The following is a 19,586-nucleotide window of genomic DNA, read 5'->3' on the forward strand; positions in this document are numbered from 1 at the left end:
ACATGTATGTGCTAAGCTTCAAGGCTGTGCTTTACCTTGTAATGATGATAGCCACGTTCTTTATTGTAAGGGAGATTTATTATGTGAGGAGGCGGAGCCCACCGCCTAAGCTTTGGGACAGTATGAGAATAGCAGCGGGAGGCTATCGTCCTCGAATTGAGGCTTTATACACGGACGACCATTTAAAAGATGCGTTCTCTTTTGCTGGATTACCCGAAAAAATGACGGCTTGGTCGTATCGCTTTTGGCGCGACATCGCTTTTATGGTTGCGATTGTAGGCATGCATGCGGGGATACTCATTAACAAGACCTATCCGACCAAACTTATGTTGATTATTGCGGTTTTATATCTGGCCTCGCTAACCAGGAGTCGCTACTTTCCTGTACGGTTGTTATTGTCCATGGCGGGAAAAGAAAAAAATCAGCAAAAAAATAATGAAGTCACACAAATCTATATGTTGTTGGTCAATGATTATCAAGTTGAAACGGAAGGTTATTATAAGAGTGTCTATGACAAGCTGAAGGAATACCGGGAGTATACGACGGTACTCGGAAATGATATGGATCAGATGTTGTCCGATTACCGCATAGAGGGTAATGCCGCCTTCAAAGCAATCGGCGAAGTCGTCGGGACAAAAGAAGCAAAAGCGTTGAGTGACATTCTGATCAAAATCAGCGAGTCTAATCCGGAGCAGGCCGTCGACTTGCTCGAGAAGAATTATGAAACATTTCTGGATTTTAGGCGTCAACGGCGTCGGAAAAAGCTGAAGCTTAATCATTATATAGGCGTTGTTCTAGCTTCTAGCGCTACACTGACCGTTGTTAATTTTGCAATTGTTGTTACCAATGTCTATCAAGGCACCTATGTTTTCACCCAATAAAATCGGTTAACAAAAGGAGAATATTTAAAATGGAAAAAATTCTTGTTACGGTACTGGCTATTGTATTTACGTTCGGTATGTTTATTGCGAATATTTCGAATGAAGATGATGGGGTTGCTGCAATGGGAACGGAACAGAAGAAGGCGGCTTGGGAAATCAGCAAGTCCATTACGATGCCCGGCAAATAATAAGTAAAGGGAGGGTTGCCAGTCGGTCTTTGGATCGGCTGGCTCTTTTTATGAAATCGATTATAGGTTTGCTATTAACAGTGGTCTATTTCCTTTACTTCATTTTTCAGCCTTCTGTCGAGCAAACCGTCCAGCACCGAGATCAAATGCTGCAGCGTAAGGCGTTCGAGACCGCTCATTTGGTTGCACTGGAAGGTCGTATGACGGCTGAGATTCGTGAGAAAACATTAGCCAGTCTAGAAAAAATGAATTTTGATCGATCAAAGGTAGAGCTTTTAGGCCCGTCTTCAACGGTGGAGCGGGGAGCTCTAATTGAAATTTCATTGCGGTATCCGCAAGGCCGAACACAGATTTTCGATCTTTTTGAAGCAAATGAGCCGCGAGATTATTATTATCCGGTTAGCATCATGAGCGAGCACATTGAGACATCATGAAGTGGATACTTATTTTAATTCTAATGACACCGGTGATCCTTTCATTCAATGTGCAAAGCTCCGACGAGGCTTTGAAAATTAAGCTGAGCACTCAATTAAAGGAAACGATGGATGTGGCCACGCATGATGCGGCCATACAAGTCGATCAGGAAGAATTGGAACAAGGTCGTGTTTCATTCACGGAAGCAGCAGAACGTGTTTTCCGCGAATCGATTGAACGTTCTAATCGATTGAACCCGGAATGGCAGCCTATGGGGAATAGCACTTGGAAGGATCCCATCGAGCTCGTTCTCTTTGACCGAGTAGAAAGTGGTTCATTTCCACGGCTTTATAACTCGGGTCCACCTTATTACTACATGGACGTCTTGCAAGGTCCATCCGTTGTCGCGGTGGTCAAGGTTAAGCATCCGCGCTATTATGGCCTTTCGGACGACTTTGAATATATCGTGGGCAGCAGCCATGAGTATGTTGAGTAAACTTTATAAATCCAATCCGAAAGTGTATACTATAGTCAACAAAAATGATTACTTTTGAATGTAAAAAAGTAGTTGTTAAACGACTGGAGGTATTCATTATGATGTCTGAAAAACACAATGAAGACCGTGCGGAAGAAATCCTAGAGGAATTTGAGAAGGCTTTGCCGAATATTTGGGAGCGCGCAAGGAAAGAAACCGAAGAAGCGCTTCAGAAGGAGCGCGAGCTCTTCGGGGAGGAAAGAAGGGTCTAGGCTGCACTATAATAGAGGAGATGTGTATTGGGTTCTTTTTCCGTTTGAGGAGAGCAACGATGCCAAGGTTCGACCTGGCATCGTCATTGATGTATCTCCAGATGAGTTGGAGGTACTTACCGTGAAGGTGAGCCGTTCTCAAAGCGACAAAGAAATTTTGGTTGCTATTGAGCATTGGCTGCAGGCGGGCTTGCGGGAGCCGTCATTCGCAATCGTGAGCAAGATACGTTTATTAAAAAAAGATCGTTTTTCCGGCTTCATCGGTACCATCCATCGGGATGATTTGCTAGACGTGTTGGAAGCTGCATACAAAAACGAGTTTTTATAGCGAGGAGAAGATCACTATGGGTTGGGGAGGAGCCAGGGAAGGTGCAGGCAGAACACCACGAACCAAAAAGCGCAAACGTTCAATAACGCTGTACCTAACGGATACCCAATGGAGGGCTCTGGAAATGGAGGCTGAAGAGAAAAATACTAAATTGGGGACATTGATAAATACAGATCAAGAGGCTAGAGCAGAAGAATTTGTGAAAAAGTTCAGCCTAGAAGAAGTTTCGCAGGCCACCGAGAATATTGAAAATAGCGAGTAGACTTTAAATAGTCTACTCGCTATTTTTTTTGTAAAGGGCAGCTCGCTATTTACAACTTGAATTACGACGGTTATAATTCAAGTTAATAAATATTGGAGGTGCCAAAATGATCTATGACGAATTGATTAAAATTGTACAAATTCTCATATTAGCTTTCATAGTATTGGGGCTCATTATTATGTTCTTACCTGAGCGTAAGAAGAAGCGTGTGAAAACGATTCCTGTTATGGTAGTAAAAAGAATATTAGACTAAACTTCCTTATTTTTAGAATTTGCTTTAGAATATGTATATTTGAATCTAAGGCATCAGAGAGGAAGCGATGGCAATTATTATTTTGGAGCCTATCTTTACATCTATCATCTGGCCAGCTTGCATTATGCTTGTTAGTGCAGGGGTTGGACTTTACGCAGCAAGGTATGGGGCAAAGACAAGTTTGAAATTTCAACAAAGCGAGCAGTTGAAAAGCGAGCAGATTCAGCGCGAGAAAATTCTTAAAAATATGCGAATGGAGTTAAAACTTAATCTGGAGTATTTTAAAACGAGTAAAAAATACTATTTTAATTCCTTTCGTTCCGGAGATGTTTTTATGCAAAGCTCGTTATTCCCATATGAGGAATTTGAAGAGCTTATTGAAAAAATTCTTGAAGTACATCGAGAATTTGATAAGTTGCAAGTTGCATTAAATGTTAATCAACAAATTGCTGCAGCTGACGCTGCGAATAAGTTAAAGAGCCCTATTATGTCTTCAATTAAATTAGCTTTATCACCTGAAAGTATGGAATCCTCTCTTAAAGTGATGGAAGTAGCCATGTTGGATACGGTCAATAATATGATGCCTAAATTAAAGGATGCTCTTGAAGTGGTTGAGAGGGAAATTGTTAAGCTGTCACCGGTGAAATAGGCTTACTTTTTGCATACTAAATGCTTACTTGTGGCCGTGTTTCGTGCATTAACATTGTATTATCGGGAGATTTGCTTAATAGATTGGCTGATTGAACCGATATGTATCATACCAATATAAGGGAGTGGTAGTTATGAAGAAGATTATCGCTGTATTTTTGGCGGTCAGCATGCTGGCAGGTTTCGGCATTACACTTAAGCCTGGACAGGAAATAGTTGCAGCTGCTGCAGCACCGACCTTTAAGGATATTTCGGGCCATTGGGCAAAGGAATCGATAGAGGCTGCAGTAAAGGCGGGCGTATTAAATGGCTATCCGGATCAGACATTTAAGCCGCAAAATCCGATTACCCGTGCGGAGCTACTAAAGGTTATAGCACTTACAAATAAAATAGCGCCGGCTGCAAGCTCAGCTGGAAGACCGTGGTATTCTGTTTATCAGACAGCTCTGCTGGACAATAAAATTTATGCAGCTGGTGATTTCACGGGCGATATTAATAAACCAGTAACCCGCGTCGAGATGGCTAAACTCGCAATCCGTGGTGCAAATGCCGATTACCGTGGCGTTAAACTAACTGCGGAGGAGTTGATGTTCCGCGCAGTGAATGCGGGACTGTTGTCCCGTACCGGTACGAAGGCTGATACCATTGATCCAGATGGGACAACTACCCGAGCGCAGGCTGCTGTAATTGTTACACGGCTACTCAAACTGGCTAATGGTGGAAAACTCACGACAGATCAGGGCGCGTCAAGCGCGGCGGAGATAGCTTGGCATCGACATAACATGATTACAATGTTCGACCAGAATGATCTTGTGAGCTTTCCCCATGTCGAAAAGATTCGCAGTAATTATCAGGTGACAATCGATAAGCTGATTGTTCTTGACCCGTCGGACAAAACTGGTTATTATGCTGAATATTTGGATGGAGCAACTTATTATCTGGGTGGGACAACCTCAAGTGGAAGCAAAGGATATATTTTTGCATATAAACTAATCGGAAAAAGCCTGCTTAATTCAGAAGGTGTAGAGAATATCGAGGGCAGCTTCTACATGTATATATCGGGAGACTCTGGTGTTGCCTATTTGGATAAAAAGTACAGATATACGGATAAGTCTCTACAAGAGCGACAAGGTTTATTTACTAACGCCACACTATTAAACCTAAAGCAAGCAGGCGTGGAGGGTCATAATTATCATTTTGCTTTTGTGGACAAAAATTATATTAAAAATCAAATTAAAGAGTTGGGCGGAGTATCAATTCATTTGGAGAAGTTTGGAATGGGCTTTGGGGATAAGAAATCTCAAATTTACTTAACGGAGCTGAAGGACATATGGTACAAATAAAACGAATAATAGCAATGCTTCTTGTGTTGCTGGTAGGCGTAAGCGGATTTCCGCTTACGCCTTTTTCATACGCTGCTACAGGTGACATAACGAATACGTACAAGCTTAATTTCTCGTCAAAATATAGTTCTTCATCTACTATGAGTAACGTCTCAAGTGACACATTTACAGTACCTACTGGGTACAAAATTAAATCTTATGAAGTATGGAAAGCTACAGTAAATAATAAGACACTCTCCATGGTTAGTAAGGGGCAATTGAGTGGCAGAATACTAAGCAATAAGATTACCATTGATACGCTAAGTGGAAGTGAGATGGATTTGAGTAGTGAAGGTTATACCTCCCGAATGTATTGGACTACCTGGCATTCCACCAATCACCGGGAGTGGTTGTTTGAATCTGGTGGAGGACGGACATATCGCGTCACTCCTACCCCAGGGGCTCCGGATGGTTGCTGGAGTGGGGGGATTGCAATTTGCCCTGGCTATCTACCGAGCGTTGATAATCTTGGACAATCTTTAGGTTCGGACGTTAGGACGGCTGAGGGGTGGGCAAAAGCAGAGAGTTGGGGATTTGCTGGGCCGAGCTCATATGATTTTAGTTCAACTGTAATTGTACCGTCATCAGCAGTGATTCCATCGTCAATTAAAATTACAAAAGCTACCCCAATAAATGGTCCTCATAAGGTAGTAAGTTTCGGTAAGGGGGTTGATGGGTTTGGCCAACTAACAGTCGCAACAGCCCCTATAAGTTCGAACCCGATAGCCTTTGAAGAAGGAACAACACTTAGATATGATATGAGGACACTAACAAACTGGGTAGCAAAGACCTATTACTATGAAGGAGAAGTGAAAGTCACATTTGAAAAGCTTCCACCGGTAGATGAACCATACTTGGATTGCACCTGCAAGGCGGATCCTTCAAGTGTTACATTTGCTAATGCAGATATTGCAGTAGTTTCAACTATTGATGCCTCAATTAAACAGCAAGGCAGCCTGCGGATCAAAGAGTGGAAGGTGTACGGACGGCTTCAAGATGGTAGCCAACTGCAGTCACAAACTATTTCCCAGGCTCAAGGAAGTATAAGTTACAAATTTAATTTCAATATACCTAAGTCTAAACTAGACAATCAAGATAACTACACGGAGACCTACGTCATGCGAGCCATTGTATATTTTACTGATGGGACAAGCGCGGAGCAATTAATAGAATGCTCCACTACGGTGACAAAGCCAGGGGCTGCTACACCAACAGCGACACCAGCTCCATCGACGAGCGAGCCTACGCCTACACCACGGCCCATTATTGAGGTTTCAGCGCAATGGGATCCGTCTTCAATCTTTACGGGGGATAAAGCTTCACTGTCCGCGATCGGTCGCGGATACACTGAAGCTCATTGGGAATTGTCAAATAACCTAAAGCCTTTTATTCAAAACGATGATTTCAATCAACCTAATATTACATTTGACATAGCTGGTGTTTATACAGCTAAATTGGTCGCTTCTAATGAATATGAGACAGTATCAGATACGGCTATTTTATACGTTAACGATCCCAAGCCGGTTGCCATCATATCTGGTGTTACGCGCTGGATTCAAGGCCGGCCGTTTCCGAATCTGCATCATCTAAATAACTCCTACAGTCCATTAGCTTCTCGTGGTGTAACGATCGATTTCAGTAAGTCTGAAATTCGGTATAAGAAGAATGACATTGGGCCTTATACGGTTGGGGCTTGGCCAAGTAAAGCTCCAGATGAGCTTGGATCCTATACGCTCGAAGGTAAGGTTTATGATTCGCAGGGAAGAGTAAGTGAATGGGCAACTTATCCATTAGAAATCGTACCTGATCAACCGCCGGTTGTTTCCGTCATCGCTCCTGAAACCGGGGTGCGTAATATTGGGCTCATGCTGCAGATCGATGCAAGCAGTCCGGACGGAGATAAGTTGGAGAGGCTGCTCATGGAAGAACGATATGATGCCGATAACGATGGTGATTTTGACGAAGAAAACTGGAAGGTAATTTATGATGGGCCTTTCACTACTACGCATTCCGCTAATTATACAACGGTGGGTAAGCGTCAGTACCGAGCTACGGTTACTGAAGACTATGGTTTATCGGGCAAGTCCAATATAGCGGAGACGGATATTATTAATCGTGCGCCTATTGTTGATTTTACAGCAAACGGTCTTACCCAGCAGCCAGATCAGGGCGCTGACAGTGGACCACCGGTAACAACCTATTCACCAGATTCCATTTTGCGTTCATGGGTCAACAAGACGCTATATGAAGGCGGTACAACCAATAAGGCGAGTTGGAAAGTAAACGGCAGCAGCTTAACGACGCGCAACGCGGTATGGGCTGACTTTAATGGCAACTATAATTTAGCCAAAAACTTAAAGCCTTTGCCAGCGTGGGAAGGTAGCCTTGGTCAAGTTTATGCCGGCTATAAAATGACTGTCATGACTCAAGCCGGCTATTATTATACGTATAGCTACAGGCCGTCAGAGTCGAAGGATTGGGCATTTGCAATACGTGATGTTTGGACGGGCCAGATCGAGCAGAGTTATGTTCATCCGGGCATTACATTCAAAGGAAGCTTCTATAAGTACCATCCATCTCAAATGAAACAAGCATATTTCTTAGAAGCGGGAACATTAAATGTTTCCGGCGATACGCTGCGCCTATATAACATTGAGACAGGACAGCTGATCGAGGAATACCCTACAATAGCCCCTCCTGCTACAGGGGGAACAAGCAGCAGCTATTGGGACGATCCGACCAATACTGTAATCGGCACGGCATTCTCGCCAGATCGGCAGTTCCTGTATGTCGCTTACCGAGAGAGTAATGGCGGCAGGACGTTCGATATTCGGCAAAAATTATTTGTGGCCAAGTATTCTGTGGCACAAAAAACGCTCTATTGGACCAAGTTGGTGCATCCAGGAATTGATCAGTGGAACGTGTACCAAATAGGGGGGATTGATGTAGATGCAGCTGGTAATGTGTTACTGGCAGCTAATACAAGGCGAGGTACGGAGGATGATTGGACAGCGTTGTTTTATGTCGTAGATCCGAATGGTAATCAAATCGCTAGCCATGGCATCCCGCTGGGTATGTTGTCGGAGATCACTATGTCAGCTGATCGCTCCAAAGGGTATGTAACGTCCATGTGGTTTCAATCAGGGAGATATGGATACTCTCAGGTAAGCGGCGTCCTTTCTTACAATACAGCGACTAACGGTATCGCGCGCCCGGAAAAGAGTAGCGGCACGATCGATGACGTGAAGTTCCCTAGTAAGCTGGGCAAAACAGCTGTTAATAAGGCAGGCATTATGGCTACTCCATTTGGTTTTCTAATTCTTCCTGATGGATCCATTACAAGCGAAGATCAGAGAAATCCATACAACAAGCTAGGGGCGTTCTCTACTGCTGAAGCTAAGAGTCCGACGCCAAGCGATCCGATAACAACGCAGATTCTCTGGCCGAAATTAGGCATAATTGGTCCTTTTTCGCAGCCTTCCGATGAATTTTGGGTTTTGGGAGCTGGCGTGAAGAGATTTGACAAGGTGACTTATCAAACGGTTAATGGGCAATCAACCTGGTCTAGCTCAGCTTTTCAAAAGATACAGCAGTGGTCAGGCATATTAGCCAACAATCAAACGCCGATGTTGGGTACGGAGAGTTATGACAACAAGGCTTATTTTGTAACAGATACGATGAAATACACGGATGGGAATGGTTATGACGGAGTAACTTTCACCGGGTCCTCCAGCGTGCTGCCTAACGGTGCTGTAATCGGAACTGGCACGCAAGTAACGTACACCGGACCAATCTCAGGATCCTTTACAAGCAAGCAGGTTGTTATCCCGTTTAAAGGGGAGTCAACGGGAGAGCTGCCGAGGCTGCTGGACGATATCACGGTAGAAATCGACAGTGATGCTTGGGGTGGCCTGCTTTACGATCCAAACAGCATTATGCGTAACCAGGTAATAGAGTTCGATATCGCGATTAATCATTTGAGTAATGATAGACCGATCGGAGCTGCTATTCAAATTCAAGATGAGAAAAATATGTATACAGTGGAATGGACGAACAGCACACTGACGCTATATAAGGTCGTGGCTGGTCAAAAATCGGTGCTTTCCCAGGTTACAATGACACGCAGCGTGGGCTATCCATATGCATTTAAATTGGAGTCCCTTGCTGGTGTGCTACGCGTTTCAATTAACGGAGCGAAGAAAATAGAAGTGAATGACTCTACCTACAAAAAGGGATCAGCTGGTATATTGTCTCTTGGGCAGCAGCAAGCAGCCTTTAGCAATATTAAGCGCACTAATTATGGCGACTCTGTTCCGGAGGAGACTATAGCTGCTGTTCTTGTGGGAGAAACCATACTATACAAAAAACTATTCAAGGATCCTGAATCGGATCCTAAATGGTCAGAGACTTGGCATTATGCACATGATCCTAATTACTTTGCGAACCCTCTCGGACGCAGCATTTATGATGAGCAAACCTTCAGCACGGTTTTGGAATCATTGGACAAGCCAGGGAAGTATGAAATTACACACCAGGCTGGAGATGATCCAGGATTTGTAAGCTATCGATTGTCCTCGGAGCCCATCACCAAAACGTTGTATGTGCATCGCAGGCCAGTTGCTGTCCCTGATGTGCGCTTTACCGGCACGGTATATCCCGGTGGAGCTGCGTTGGATTATTTGACATACGATAAATCGTATGATCCCGACATTCCTGAGCGCTTGGATACGCGAATCTTCCGTACACGATGGGCTGACGAGAATACTTGGACGGCAGGTGAGAGGCTGCTTTACAATCGCCCAGGCGTGGAGTTAATCATCCAAGAGCAGGTGAAAGATCTTTACGGCGCTTGGAGTTTCTGGGCAGAGGTACGAGTGTACCTGGATGAGCTTCCGCCGGTTAATCAAAATCCACCGACCATGACCATTGTTGTTCCGGACGGCACGCTGGATAAGCCGACAGTCTATATTAGCGAGCCGACAGTCCGGTGGGTTTATGCTGACCAGGAGAATGACCCACAGGAGCAATATCGACTTAATATGGTCTATGCTGACGATAATACGACCGTGCTCAACACGACGCTCTATGGAGACGATCTGACCTACGAGATTCCTGAAGGGATGATTGAGAAAGGGAGAACTGTTAGGGTGCAGGGACGTGTGTATTCAAAAGGGACATGGAGTGAGCTGAGTAACAAAGTATACTTTGTGCTCAACACGCCGCCGCAAACAACACTCCTAAACTATAACGGCGTTAAAGCATCGGAGCCCGTTTATACAAACAGCAATAAGCCAAACCTGCAGGTGGCCGTCACCGATAGGCAGGGCGACGTCATAAGGCATGTTGATTACGAAGTGTTTTATAATCCGACCGGTACGCTGGTAGTGGATACTAACACTGCAACCGGATCCTCCAACTATACAACGCCGGCCCTGCAGGAAGGGCTGCATAACTGGCGAGCTCGAGCTCATGACGGTTTGGAATGGGGACCTTATAGCGGTAATGGCTATTTCTTTGTTGATACAGTGAAGCCCCGTGATGTGGATGAGCAGCTGATTATCGAACCAACTGCGGTCACTGTCAACTTTAATGCATTTAGCGATGAGACCCCTTCATCCGGACATGCGTTGCGAACCTTCTACATGCAGAAGGTAAATAGCGATGGCAGCGTGACGAATATTGATCTTAATAAAGATGGGACTGCTGAGTATAGTATCCCATTGCCGTTGACTACACGCTCGTATAAGGTGGCCAGCTTAGTGCCAGGGCAAGAGTACCGGCTAACGGTAATCGATAATGATGTAGCTGGTAACCAAGGTCATTATGCTTATATTTACTTTGTTACGAATCGTCCGCCGACTGGTGACTTTGATTGGTCTCCAAAGCCGGTGTACGAGGGGGACACGGTAACAATCATTTCGAGTATCGATGATCCGGATAAAGATGAACTGGCAGTCACCTATAAGGTCAAGGATCCTAAAGGTGCAACTAAGATGTATTCCTACACGTTTAACAATCCTTATCCCGTTACCGGACCGACCTTCAAAGCGAGTATTGTTGGCGATTGGGAGGTGGAGCTCACAGTATCTGATGGCTTAGCAGATCCTGTAAAGGTGACCAAGACCATAAAAGTGCTGCCACTCGGTATCACGGCTGAAGTACTGCATACCGACGAGTGGGAACGGAACAGGCTAACTTGGAATAAAGAGAAGCCAAAAGAGTTTCGCGATGTCACCACCTTCTGGGCGGGCGAACGATTTGTGCTGCAGGCTGCCACGACTGACACCGGCGCAAGCTTGACCAAGGCTGCCAGAGTAGACGTTGAGGCGATTAAAATTGGTCAGACTACGCTGAGCTCGAGCGATAAAATCACCTGGTCCGGATACCTCGGCAATGAGAACGCCGATTTGAAACTGGAGACGCTGAAGGATGGGGCTTACACTTTTGTATTTACTGCGACATATTCGAATGGAGTGGTAAAGGAAACAGATGTTACAATAAAAATTAATGGGAAATGGACGGAGTATTTCCGCTTCCATAAAAATTGGTAGATTCTCTGCATTAAAAAACAACGGGCAAGTGGCCGATATTTGGCCGCTTGCCTTTTTTTATTTAATCAAGCTTCAAATAATTAATGAGTAAGATTGAATAAAATGTTATGGTGTAATATGTAACTTTTAAGAATGAGTAACGTGTATTTACAAAAAGGGGGATTTACTATGATTTTTCTAACGTGGGTTAGTATTGTTTTTGGCTTGATCTCACCAATCTTTTTATTTGCCTTAAGAAAGAAACATCAGCTTATTAATTTTTTGTTCTTTTTCACTCCGTTATCAACAGTCTTCTTTGTTATCGTTGGCTCATTAGAAAACGATTATTTATTGTATGAAAATACATCGCTTGCTCTTTTATTGTACATAATCGCAGTTGCTGAAATGTCAATAATACTACTCTACCTCATGTTTTACTTAAGTGTTGATGGCATTTCATTTATTGGGAGGGACAATGACTGGTCAAGATTGGGGATCAAGTATGAATTATTCGCTTTATTATTATTTCTGCTTATGCTGTTAATTCTACCGCATCCTGTTTTTGGAATGATGTATAGCTTATGGGGGATAATCATGATCAACGATTTTTACATTAGTTTTGCTGATAGCTTATACTTTTCATTCTCATTAATATATGGGATACCTCTTCCTGAAACTCTAGCAAATTTTCAAGAACAAATTGGTACAATAACCGTATTGAGATATGTACAGATGGTACATGTATTTTCTGCAACAATTTTAGAGTACATTGTAATAGGATTTATTATCGGAAAAGTTGCCTCAGTCATTCAAAAAAAATTAGCAGCAAACCCTTAACATTATTGAATCTGAGCGGCAAATAGGCAGGTCTGCAAAATCTAAATAACAATGGGCAAGTAGCCACTTACGGCTACTTGCCTTTTTTCTTTGGATTTTAGTCATACTTTTTGCTGACAAATTGCAGACTTTCACTAGTGTAATTCCTATTATCCTTAAACCAAGGAGGTGAACATACATGTTGAAAGAGTTAGAAGGAATGGGCTACAAGAACGTGAAGTTTCAGAGGCGTGATTTAAGCTTTGAATATTATACTTCCGATGGGTGGGAGATTCGGGTCGAATTAGATGCGAATCGACGGGGCGAACGAGAAGTAGCTGAACGCCGTCCTGGTAACGAAGACTGGGATGATGTAATTAGCTAACTTCGACATTGGCTCGTTGCACAATTACGCCAAGTAAAGGCTGTACAACTGCAAATGCGGTTTTATGGTCTTTAATAGCAAATAGCAATAGGACGAATTTTGAAATCAAATAGGAGGTATTTAATGAGTCTTGTAAAAAATACGTACACGGTACCCGTTATTCCAGGTAGGGATCAACCAAAACAAATTGTGGTTGATAAGATTCACTTGTATAGAGATTTAATTGCTAAAAAAAAGGCCGATAGTAATAAAGATCATGAAGAAATTAAACGGCTGGAGCGAGAATATGCCACATTTTATGAAGATGCATTGCTAATGGGGGTATTACCTCGTTGTGCAACATGCAATGCAATCACGCGGAATGAGGTATGTGATCATTGCATCACTTATAATTCCGAATTTGGTACCGGCAATTAGTAAAGCGCGCCCAGGAGTTCGATATCGACGAAAGAAGTGTTGACATTTGGATTATATGCTAATTGTAATTTCACTGGTGCTCTGGGGTTATAAGAGTAACTTATTTAAACGATCGCTTACAAATGCATCAACTATGAGTTTGACTGCATTGTATGCTTTTACGCAGCGGGGACTTATGTTCCTATTAGGACTAATGTTTATAAATCAGAATGTTCTGACTGCGTTTATGCAGCCGTATTTTTATGTGCTTATGTTAATTGGGTTTGTAAGCTCCATCGGTGCAGGTTTTTTATACAACAAAAGTAATGCCACATTTACGACTGCATTAGTAAGCGCTGCGGCTATGATTACTTCATTGCTATATGCAAATGTTAGCGCTTGGGCGGTAGTTCCGGTGATTATTTGTATCTATTGCTTATACACGTATTTTAAACAGCTAGGTCAACAAGTGACTTGGAGTGGCGTAGGTTTTAGTTTACTCCTGATTTTTGTTCCAACGGTTGGATATTACTACTATATTCCACTTGTAACGGAAGACTACGGGAATGCAATGTCGGTATACGGTCTTTCTATGTTGATTCCATTCATTTGTATGAGTGCCATTCAATTGAAAAAATTTAAATGGGGAACGGATACGCGGACAGTAATAGCTTCTGCAAGTATTTCTGTTATAGGGCATGCACTTGTCTTTTATGCTTTTCAAATAACTGAGAACAAAGCGATTTTGTTGTTTATGCTAGCGTATGAAGCGCTTGTAACGGAGATTTCAGCAAGGTTAACGAAAGACTCCAGTAAATTAAATCTTGGAGACAGATCTTCATCTCAGTTTATAAGTATAATTGTATTTTGTTTATGCTCTGCTGTAGTAGGGAAATTCTTATAAGGAGCAAACAAATGAAGATTGAAATTGATACATTATCCATTGAAGATATGATGGAATTTTCTGTATTCTATTCGGAAGCTTTTCAAGTGGAATCTGATGTGAAACTTATGGAGAGTCATTTTCCGAATGTACATTCAAATCCCGATTACTTATTGTTGACTGCCAGAGTAGCTGGAAAAATAAAGGGTTATGTGATGGCAGTGGTGATACGAGATTTTGTAGGGGATACTAGACCATTGATGACTCTTTGGTCAGTCTGTGTGCATCCAGATGCTCGACGGCTAGGAATTGGCCAGTCCATGCTGGAATATGTTGAGCGGGTGGCTAAAAAAGAAGATTGCGAGTTTATATCATTTATAACAGGACAACATCGAACCAGTGCTCATGAGTTCTATCGTTCAATGGGATATGATTTGGTTCGTGATAAGGCAGGCATTAAATTTTTATAACGTCGTATACTTTAAAAAAGATTTAAAGGTTGTTCTTATAATATTGAAGCTGTCCCTAGGTATCGCTATGATAACCCGTGCTACCATTACACCAACTCTCCGCAAGCCACCAGGGACAACAATATAACAGATGCGCTCATTAGCAACATTCCCTTCTTAGATAAAGCTTCTAAAAGTAGGTTTGCAACTGCAGCACTTACTAGTCCAGCATATAGACTTAGTAAATACACGTTGTGTTCTAATAGAATCGCCAAGTAGGAGAGTATTGGATTCGAACCAATTCCGGCGGCACATGAAAGTGTCGATAATAATGCTACGTTAGATCAGCGTCAAATGCAAGATAATCAATCCTTTAATTGAAGAAACACTAAAGGCTGCAAAGAAGATTTGAACTTCTTTGCAGCCTAATTAATGACCGATGCTTTCGGATTTCTTACATTATAGCATACAAGCTCATTACTAGGAAAAAATATTATGTCTCGAAAAGCATGCTTTTTGAGACTATTATTTTTGCTTGATTTTAATGTATCAAAAGGTCATGAATTGGATTTTGGGACGTATCAGTTTAGTTAGGCACTTTTTGAAACGAATAACGGGGAGGGACGAGTTTGAAGCTAGCATATGGAAGGGTATCGACCAAGGAGCAAAACCCAGAACGACAGCTCCTAAAGTTTCGAGAGCTTGGGGTTGATGAGCGGTACATATTTTTAGATAAAATAAGCGGAAAAGATTTTGAACGACCAGGATACCAGGCGATGAGGTTAATGCTTCGTGAAGGGGATTTAATTTATATGGATGCCTTAGATCGGCTTGGCCGTGATTATGATGGAATTATCAACGAATGGAAGTTCATAACGCGGGAACAGAACGCGGACATTATTTGCCTAGATAATGAAGCATTGTTTGATTCTCGCAAATTTAAAACAATGGGTGACCTAGGCAAACTTTTGGAAGATCAATTTTTGAGCATGCTGGCTTACGTGGCTGAGCAAGAGCGGAAAAAGAACCAGCAGCGTCAAGCTGAGGGAATCGAGATAGCGCGGGCTACTGGTGTGAAATTTGGTCGGCCAAGACAAGAAATTGATAACACATTTTTGTGTGCTTATAAAGAATGGAAGGCTGGTCGGCTTACAGCTGTAGCAGCCATGGGGCTATCCGGATTATCTAAACCAACATTTTATCGAAGAGTAAGGGAATTCGAATCACAAAAGATGCAAACCTGAAAAGTAAGTTTTTTATGGTAGCGCTCATTCTTCAAAAGAAGCTTCTCAGAACGGATTAAATTAAGATCGGTGATTATGGTAATTTCATAAGATACTGGGACCTGATTCCCCAAGTATTACGTCCAAGTTTACCTAAATTTATAAAACCATATTTTTTATAATAATCTACTAGTTCGATTGATTCAGTATATAACGAGCCAGGTATATCTAAACTTCTTTGAATTTGCAAAAATACCTCCATTAACTTCTTCCCTTCCCCTTTCTTATACGAGTGGATGTGGAGTAGGCTAATTATTTCTGGAGAGTCATAGAGGTCTAGAAACTTTTGCTTAGTGCTATTTAATGCTAGGAACATAATTGCCTTTTTATTTTTCGGTACTAATATAATTGAAGGACCGATATAAGGAAAATGCTTAATGCCTTTTATTAGAAAAAACTCTTTTCCACCGTGTTTAATAATTTCTTTGAAGTATTTATTTCTGTTAATCAGTTGGCTGTCTGTACTAAGACTTCCTTTTAGTTCATTTAACAGGGCTTCAGTTTCTTTACTAAGGAATAAATCAGAAGAATTTAATAAAAAAGTCTCGAATTTGGAATGTAGTTTTTTTGTGCTGAACATTGCATAACCCCTTCAAAAAAATAGTTATAACCATATTCACATATTCGATGGTATTCGCCATTATCCTCTACTATTCGATAGGTTCTTTTCCCTTCGCAGGACCACCCGCACGGAATGAAGTGTATTCCATAATTTTATTGATTCTCTACATTTTTAATGTAGATACGATTCTGATTGAGCTAGCACGTTGGGGACAAATCAGGGGGCTACAACCGATGGTTTAGTATTATAAAAAATTCGTACTAAATATCCCGCGACTCCCCTCGCCTCCACCATGAAAACCCAGTCCGCATGAGGGCTGGGTTTTGTGTTGCAAAGGATTTTCGGAATAGAATCTGTATTTGTCTGAAGTCATGATATAATGAAGTATTCCGATCGATTAGGAACGAGAGAGGAAACTCAATATGAACAGATTTGAAGACTGGAATCTAAAAGTAAAAAAGACGTTTAATGCAACGAGCAACCTAGTTGTATTAACCGTAACGGAGGCAGGAGGATTAATGGGTCTCTCCAAAGACCAAATGAAGATCTTCGTGGATAAATATCACTTAACAAAAGTCCCGATCATGAGAAGTGCCCATAGATACCTGCTGCTGAAATGTGAAATAGACGAGATTGTTGCGAACAGGGCCGTTTAGTACAGGGTGCTCCCGCAAACGAAAGCAAAACAATGAGTACACCCTTAGAAGCAAGCGAGGTGTGGACTTTGGATAGGGTTCAAATTCCCCAACACTCATGATGCAAACCCCGACCGCAAAAGGTCGGGGTTTTTTTCCTGCCCAGTTGTCGAACCATTACGACAAAGGGGCCTATAGGATTTTTCATATGGTAAAAGCCCGATATACGCATGATTTTTGATTAATTGGTTAGTAGGGGGCAGAGCTGAGTTTTTATAAACGCCTAACAGCTGGTTTTGTCTCTTTTTTGTTTCTTTCATCTGTAATCGATTCGACAAGGTGATGGTTTTAAGGCTCAACCATAGCGATCTTATATTTATATATTAACGGAAACTATCTTGACTAACACCGATCATAAGCTCATCCATAATATATCAAACCAAAATATAAAAAATAATAACAAAATTAAATGAAATACTTAATTTCAAAAGAGACAATAAGAAAAAAATAGAGTATATATTCATTCATAGATTTCATAAGGTGTTTACAACCGAGATAAAGATGGAGATGCGGCCATGATTGGTATGGGGAAGCGAACTCCCTTAATTTTTGTCTAGTTTTTGGAATTAAATATAAATACTTTAATTAATTCAATTTACAGCAATATATCAATAAAGTATAATTGATTCATAAGGAGGTGAACATGCGATGTGAAGTCTATATCGAGGGTAAGCCTTTTTTAAAGGCTCAAAAAGTAAGCGCTTACTTTTTGAGCCCCAGTTACATGTCCTGAACCTTTTGCACTGATGATCACCTGCATTTCCCACAAGCGGTCCCCCTCACCAAGGAAACTGATTTGCATATTCAGTCACTATTTCTATTGCTCTGTTTGCAGCTTTAAAGGCTATCTGCCCGCCTTATTGCAAGCGCTATCATTTTAGCCGGAGGTGAAAATTCACAGTTCATCCGTACGTTCTCTAGGGTGCATACACATCATGCCGAGACAGAGATCAATTATGAATATTTAATAAATCTAACCAAAGGAAAGGTGGATCCATGATGATGAAAATGAAAACCAAATCTAAAGGCGGTAAGGCTCTACGTGAAGGTATAAAGCAAATACTTGTAATATCGCTGCTTGTGGCGGGGATTTTCCATGGTATGGCCCCGGGGGCAATCCAGGCTGCGGAAGCGCATCAGAATAATCCATTTGTCGGAGCTACGGCGTATCTGAACCCGGATTATTCCTCTCTTGTCGATACATCCATCGCGCTTACCAGTGATACGTCGCTAAAAGCAAAGATGGAAACGGTCAAATCCTATCCTACTGCAGTTTGGATAGACCGAATTGCCGCCATTAATGGCGGTGCGAACAATGCCGGACGCAAAAGTATCGAGGAGCATCTGGATGCTGCTCTGGCTCAAAAGATAGCGGGTACTCCGATTACCGCTTCATTCGTTATTTACAATCTGCCGGGCCGGGACTGCCATGCGCTGGCGTCCAACGGTGAATTACCACTGACGCAGGCTGCATTGCAGACTTACAAAACGGACTATATTGATGTCATCGCAGGTATTTTTGCCAAACCCAAGTATCAGGACATTCGCATCATTGCCATCATTGAACCGGATAGTTTGCCTAATCTGGTCACCAATCTCAATACACCAGCCTGTGCTCAAGCAAGTTCAACAGGCATCTACGAAGCTGGCGTAAAATATGCATTGGACAAGCTGCATGCCATTCCGAATGTGTACAACTATCTGGATATCGGTCACTCTGGCTGGCTCGGATGGGATAACAACCGGACAGCTACAATCTCGCTGTATACCAGCGTTGTCCAGGGGACAGCGGCTGGCCTGAATAGCGCAGACGGCTTCATTACCAATACGGCGAACAGCACACCGCTGAATGAACCGAATCTGTCCAACCCGGATCTGAACATCGGAGGACAACCGATCAAGTCGTCCAAGTTTTATGAGTGGAATCCGTATTTTGACGAAACCGATTTTACGGCTGCATTGTATAGCGGGTTTGTGCAGGCAGGCTGGCCGGCAAGCATAGGCTTCCTGATTGATACCAGCCGCAATGGCTGGGGAGGGGTCAACCGTCCAACATCGGCTACAGGCAGTGATATTAACACCTACGTGAATTCCGGGCGTATCGATCGCCGGGATCATCGGGGGAACTGGTGCAACAACAGTGGAGCAGGCATAGGTGAAGCACCTAAGGCGGCACCGGGGGCAGCCCATCTGGATGCCTATGTGTGGGTCAAGCCTCCAGGTGAATCCGACGGCTCCAGTTCCGAAATTCCGAACAATGAAGGCAAGGGCTTCGACCGGATGTGTGATCCAACGTTTACAACTCGTGATGGTGTATTGACGGGTGCGCTTCCTAACGCTCCGGTATCCGGCCACTGGTTCCATGATCAATTCGTTATGCTGGTGCAAAACGCATTCCCTGTTCTTCCGGCCACCAATGGCGGCGGAACGACGGCTCCAGCAGCTCCGGCAGCGCTGACTGCGACAGCAGGCAATGCACAGGTA

The 19,586-nt window shown here is 42.8% G+C and carries 19 protein-coding genes; 18 read left to right on the forward strand and 1 reads right to left on the reverse strand.

Annotated features, from left to right (window positions below):
* The first annotated feature begins 2 nt into the window (after positions 1-2).
* The 16 genes from ABEW34_RS21730 to ABEW34_RS21805 all read left to right on the forward strand — a co-directional run bounded on the left by ABEW34_RS21730 (position 3) and on the right by ABEW34_RS21805 (position 15,806).
* Complete coding sequence (locus ABEW34_RS21730; protein ID WP_430161382.1) at positions 3-881, forward strand: hypothetical protein; 879 nt, start codon at positions 3-5, stop codon at positions 879-881.
* 29 nt (positions 882-910) lie between these two features.
* Positions 911-1,069: a hypothetical protein gene (locus ABEW34_RS21735; RefSeq protein ID WP_430161383.1), complete on the forward strand. Its 159-nt coding sequence runs from the start codon at positions 911-913 to the stop codon at positions 1,067-1,069.
* Positions 1,030-1,503 carry a hypothetical protein gene (locus ABEW34_RS21740; protein ID WP_430161384.1) on the forward strand — a complete coding sequence of 158 codons (474 nt, stop codon included), beginning with the start codon at positions 1,030-1,032 and terminating at the stop codon, positions 1,501-1,503. The genes ABEW34_RS21735 and ABEW34_RS21740 overlap by 40 nt, the downstream gene beginning before the upstream one ends.
* Positions 1,500-1,979 carry a hypothetical protein gene (locus ABEW34_RS21745; RefSeq protein WP_430161385.1) on the forward strand — a complete coding sequence of 160 codons (480 nt, stop codon included), beginning with the start codon at positions 1,500-1,502 and terminating at the stop codon, positions 1,977-1,979. The genes ABEW34_RS21740 and ABEW34_RS21745 overlap by 4 nt, the downstream gene beginning before the upstream one ends.
* Before the next feature lie 98 nt (positions 1,980-2,077).
* Complete coding sequence (locus tag ABEW34_RS21750; RefSeq protein ID WP_430161386.1) at positions 2,078-2,230, forward strand: hypothetical protein; 153 nt, start codon at positions 2,078-2,080, stop codon at positions 2,228-2,230.
* A gap of 22 nt (positions 2,231-2,252) precedes the next feature.
* A complete protein-coding gene (locus ABEW34_RS21755; protein ID WP_430161387.1) occupies positions 2,253-2,558 on the forward strand; it encodes a type II toxin-antitoxin system PemK/MazF family toxin in 306 nt (101 codons plus the stop codon).
* A gap of 124 nt (positions 2,559-2,682) precedes the next feature.
* Positions 2,683-2,820 (forward strand): hypothetical protein, encoded by a 138-nt coding sequence (locus ABEW34_RS21760; protein ID WP_430161388.1) that lies wholly within the window; start codon positions 2,683-2,685, stop codon positions 2,818-2,820.
* Positions 2,821-3,140: 320 nt separating this feature from the next.
* Positions 3,141-3,722: a hypothetical protein gene (locus ABEW34_RS21765; protein WP_430161389.1), complete on the forward strand. Its 582-nt coding sequence runs from the start codon at positions 3,141-3,143 to the stop codon at positions 3,720-3,722.
* Between the two features lie 133 nt (positions 3,723-3,855).
* Positions 3,856-5,064 (forward strand): S-layer homology domain-containing protein, encoded by a 1,209-nt coding sequence (locus ABEW34_RS21770; protein ID WP_430161390.1) that lies wholly within the window; start codon positions 3,856-3,858, stop codon positions 5,062-5,064.
* Positions 5,065-6,221: 1,157 nt separating this feature from the next.
* Positions 6,222-11,654 (forward strand): hypothetical protein, encoded by a 5,433-nt coding sequence (locus tag ABEW34_RS21775; RefSeq protein WP_430161391.1) that lies wholly within the window; start codon positions 6,222-6,224, stop codon positions 11,652-11,654.
* Between the two features lie 168 nt (positions 11,655-11,822).
* A complete protein-coding gene (locus tag ABEW34_RS21780) occupies positions 11,823-12,470 on the forward strand; it encodes a hypothetical protein (protein WP_430161392.1) in 648 nt (215 codons plus the stop codon).
* 178 nt (positions 12,471-12,648) lie between these two features.
* Positions 12,649-12,834: a hypothetical protein gene (locus ABEW34_RS21785; RefSeq protein ID WP_430161393.1), complete on the forward strand. Its 186-nt coding sequence runs from the start codon at positions 12,649-12,651 to the stop codon at positions 12,832-12,834.
* A 123-nt stretch (positions 12,835-12,957) separates the two neighbouring features.
* The gene (locus ABEW34_RS21790) at positions 12,958-13,251 is read left to right on the forward strand and encodes a hypothetical protein (protein WP_430161394.1); all 294 of its coding nucleotides are present in this window, start codon (positions 12,958-12,960) and stop codon (positions 13,249-13,251) included.
* 46 nt (positions 13,252-13,297) lie between these two features.
* Positions 13,298-14,134 (forward strand): hypothetical protein, encoded by an 837-nt coding sequence (locus ABEW34_RS21795; RefSeq protein ID WP_430161395.1) that lies wholly within the window; start codon positions 13,298-13,300, stop codon positions 14,132-14,134.
* Positions 14,135-14,145: 11 nt separating this feature from the next.
* Positions 14,146-14,583 carry a GNAT family N-acetyltransferase gene (locus ABEW34_RS21800; protein WP_430161396.1) on the forward strand — a complete coding sequence of 146 codons (438 nt, stop codon included), beginning with the start codon at positions 14,146-14,148 and terminating at the stop codon, positions 14,581-14,583.
* A 608-nt stretch (positions 14,584-15,191) separates the two neighbouring features.
* Positions 15,192-15,806, forward strand: a complete 615-nt coding sequence (locus ABEW34_RS21805; RefSeq protein WP_430161397.1) for a recombinase family protein — start codon at positions 15,192-15,194, stop codon at positions 15,804-15,806.
* A 73-nt stretch (positions 15,807-15,879) separates the two neighbouring features.
* Here ABEW34_RS21805 and ABEW34_RS21810 read toward each other — a convergent pair whose 3' ends face one another.
* Entirely contained in the window at positions 15,880-16,425 is a 546-nt protein-coding gene (locus ABEW34_RS21810) for a hypothetical protein (protein WP_430161398.1), read from the reverse strand.
* A 404-nt stretch (positions 16,426-16,829) separates the two neighbouring features.
* Between ABEW34_RS21810 and ABEW34_RS21815 the strand changes: the two genes are divergently transcribed.
* Positions 16,830-17,063 carry a DNA-binding protein gene (locus tag ABEW34_RS21815; protein WP_430161399.1) on the forward strand — a complete coding sequence of 78 codons (234 nt, stop codon included), beginning with the start codon at positions 16,830-16,832 and terminating at the stop codon, positions 17,061-17,063.
* 1,047 nt (positions 17,064-18,110) lie between these two features.
* Positions 18,111-19,586 (forward strand): glycoside hydrolase family 6 protein (locus ABEW34_RS21820; RefSeq protein WP_430161401.1); only part of this gene is annotated, 1,476 nt, incomplete at its 3' end.

The sequence above is a fragment of the Paenibacillus algorifonticola genome (assembly GCF_050481745.1).
Taxonomy (GTDB): domain Bacteria; phylum Bacillota; class Bacilli; order Paenibacillales; family Paenibacillaceae; genus Pristimantibacillus; species Pristimantibacillus algorifonticola_A.

Bases quoted from the DNA above. Each gene is read 5' to 3' on its own strand.
- ABEW34_RS21730 (WP_430161382.1), top strand. From the start codon at position 3: ATGTATGTGCTAAGCTTCAAGGCTGTGCTTTACCTTGTAATGATGATA.
- ABEW34_RS21735 (WP_430161383.1), top strand. From the start codon at position 911: ATGGAAAAAATTCTTGTTACGGTACTGGCTATTGTATTTACGTTCGGT.
- ABEW34_RS21745 (WP_430161385.1), top strand. From the start codon at position 1,500: ATGAAGTGGATACTTATTTTAATTCTAATGACACCGGTGATCCTTTCA.
- ABEW34_RS21750 (WP_430161386.1), top strand. From the start codon at position 2,078: ATGATGTCTGAAAAACACAATGAAGACCGTGCGGAAGAAATCCTAGAG.
- ABEW34_RS21760 (WP_430161388.1), top strand. From the start codon at position 2,683: ATGGAGGCTGAAGAGAAAAATACTAAATTGGGGACATTGATAAATACA.
- ABEW34_RS21765 (WP_430161389.1), top strand. From the start codon at position 3,141: ATGGCAATTATTATTTTGGAGCCTATCTTTACATCTATCATCTGGCCA.
- ABEW34_RS21770 (WP_430161390.1), top strand. From the start codon at position 3,856: ATGAAGAAGATTATCGCTGTATTTTTGGCGGTCAGCATGCTGGCAGGT.
- ABEW34_RS21775 (WP_430161391.1), top strand. From the start codon at position 6,222: ATGCGAGCCATTGTATATTTTACTGATGGGACAAGCGCGGAGCAATTA.
- ABEW34_RS21780 (WP_430161392.1), top strand. From the start codon at position 11,823: ATGATTTTTCTAACGTGGGTTAGTATTGTTTTTGGCTTGATCTCACCA.
- ABEW34_RS21785 (WP_430161393.1), top strand. From the start codon at position 12,649: ATGTTGAAAGAGTTAGAAGGAATGGGCTACAAGAACGTGAAGTTTCAG.
- ABEW34_RS21790 (WP_430161394.1), top strand. From the start codon at position 12,958: ATGAGTCTTGTAAAAAATACGTACACGGTACCCGTTATTCCAGGTAGG.
- ABEW34_RS21800 (WP_430161396.1), top strand. From the start codon at position 14,146: ATGAAGATTGAAATTGATACATTATCCATTGAAGATATGATGGAATTT.
- ABEW34_RS21810 (WP_430161398.1), bottom strand. From the start codon at position 16,425: ATGTTCAGCACAAAAAAACTACATTCCAAATTCGAGACTTTTTTATTA.
- ABEW34_RS21815 (WP_430161399.1), top strand. From the start codon at position 16,830: ATGAACAGATTTGAAGACTGGAATCTAAAAGTAAAAAAGACGTTTAAT.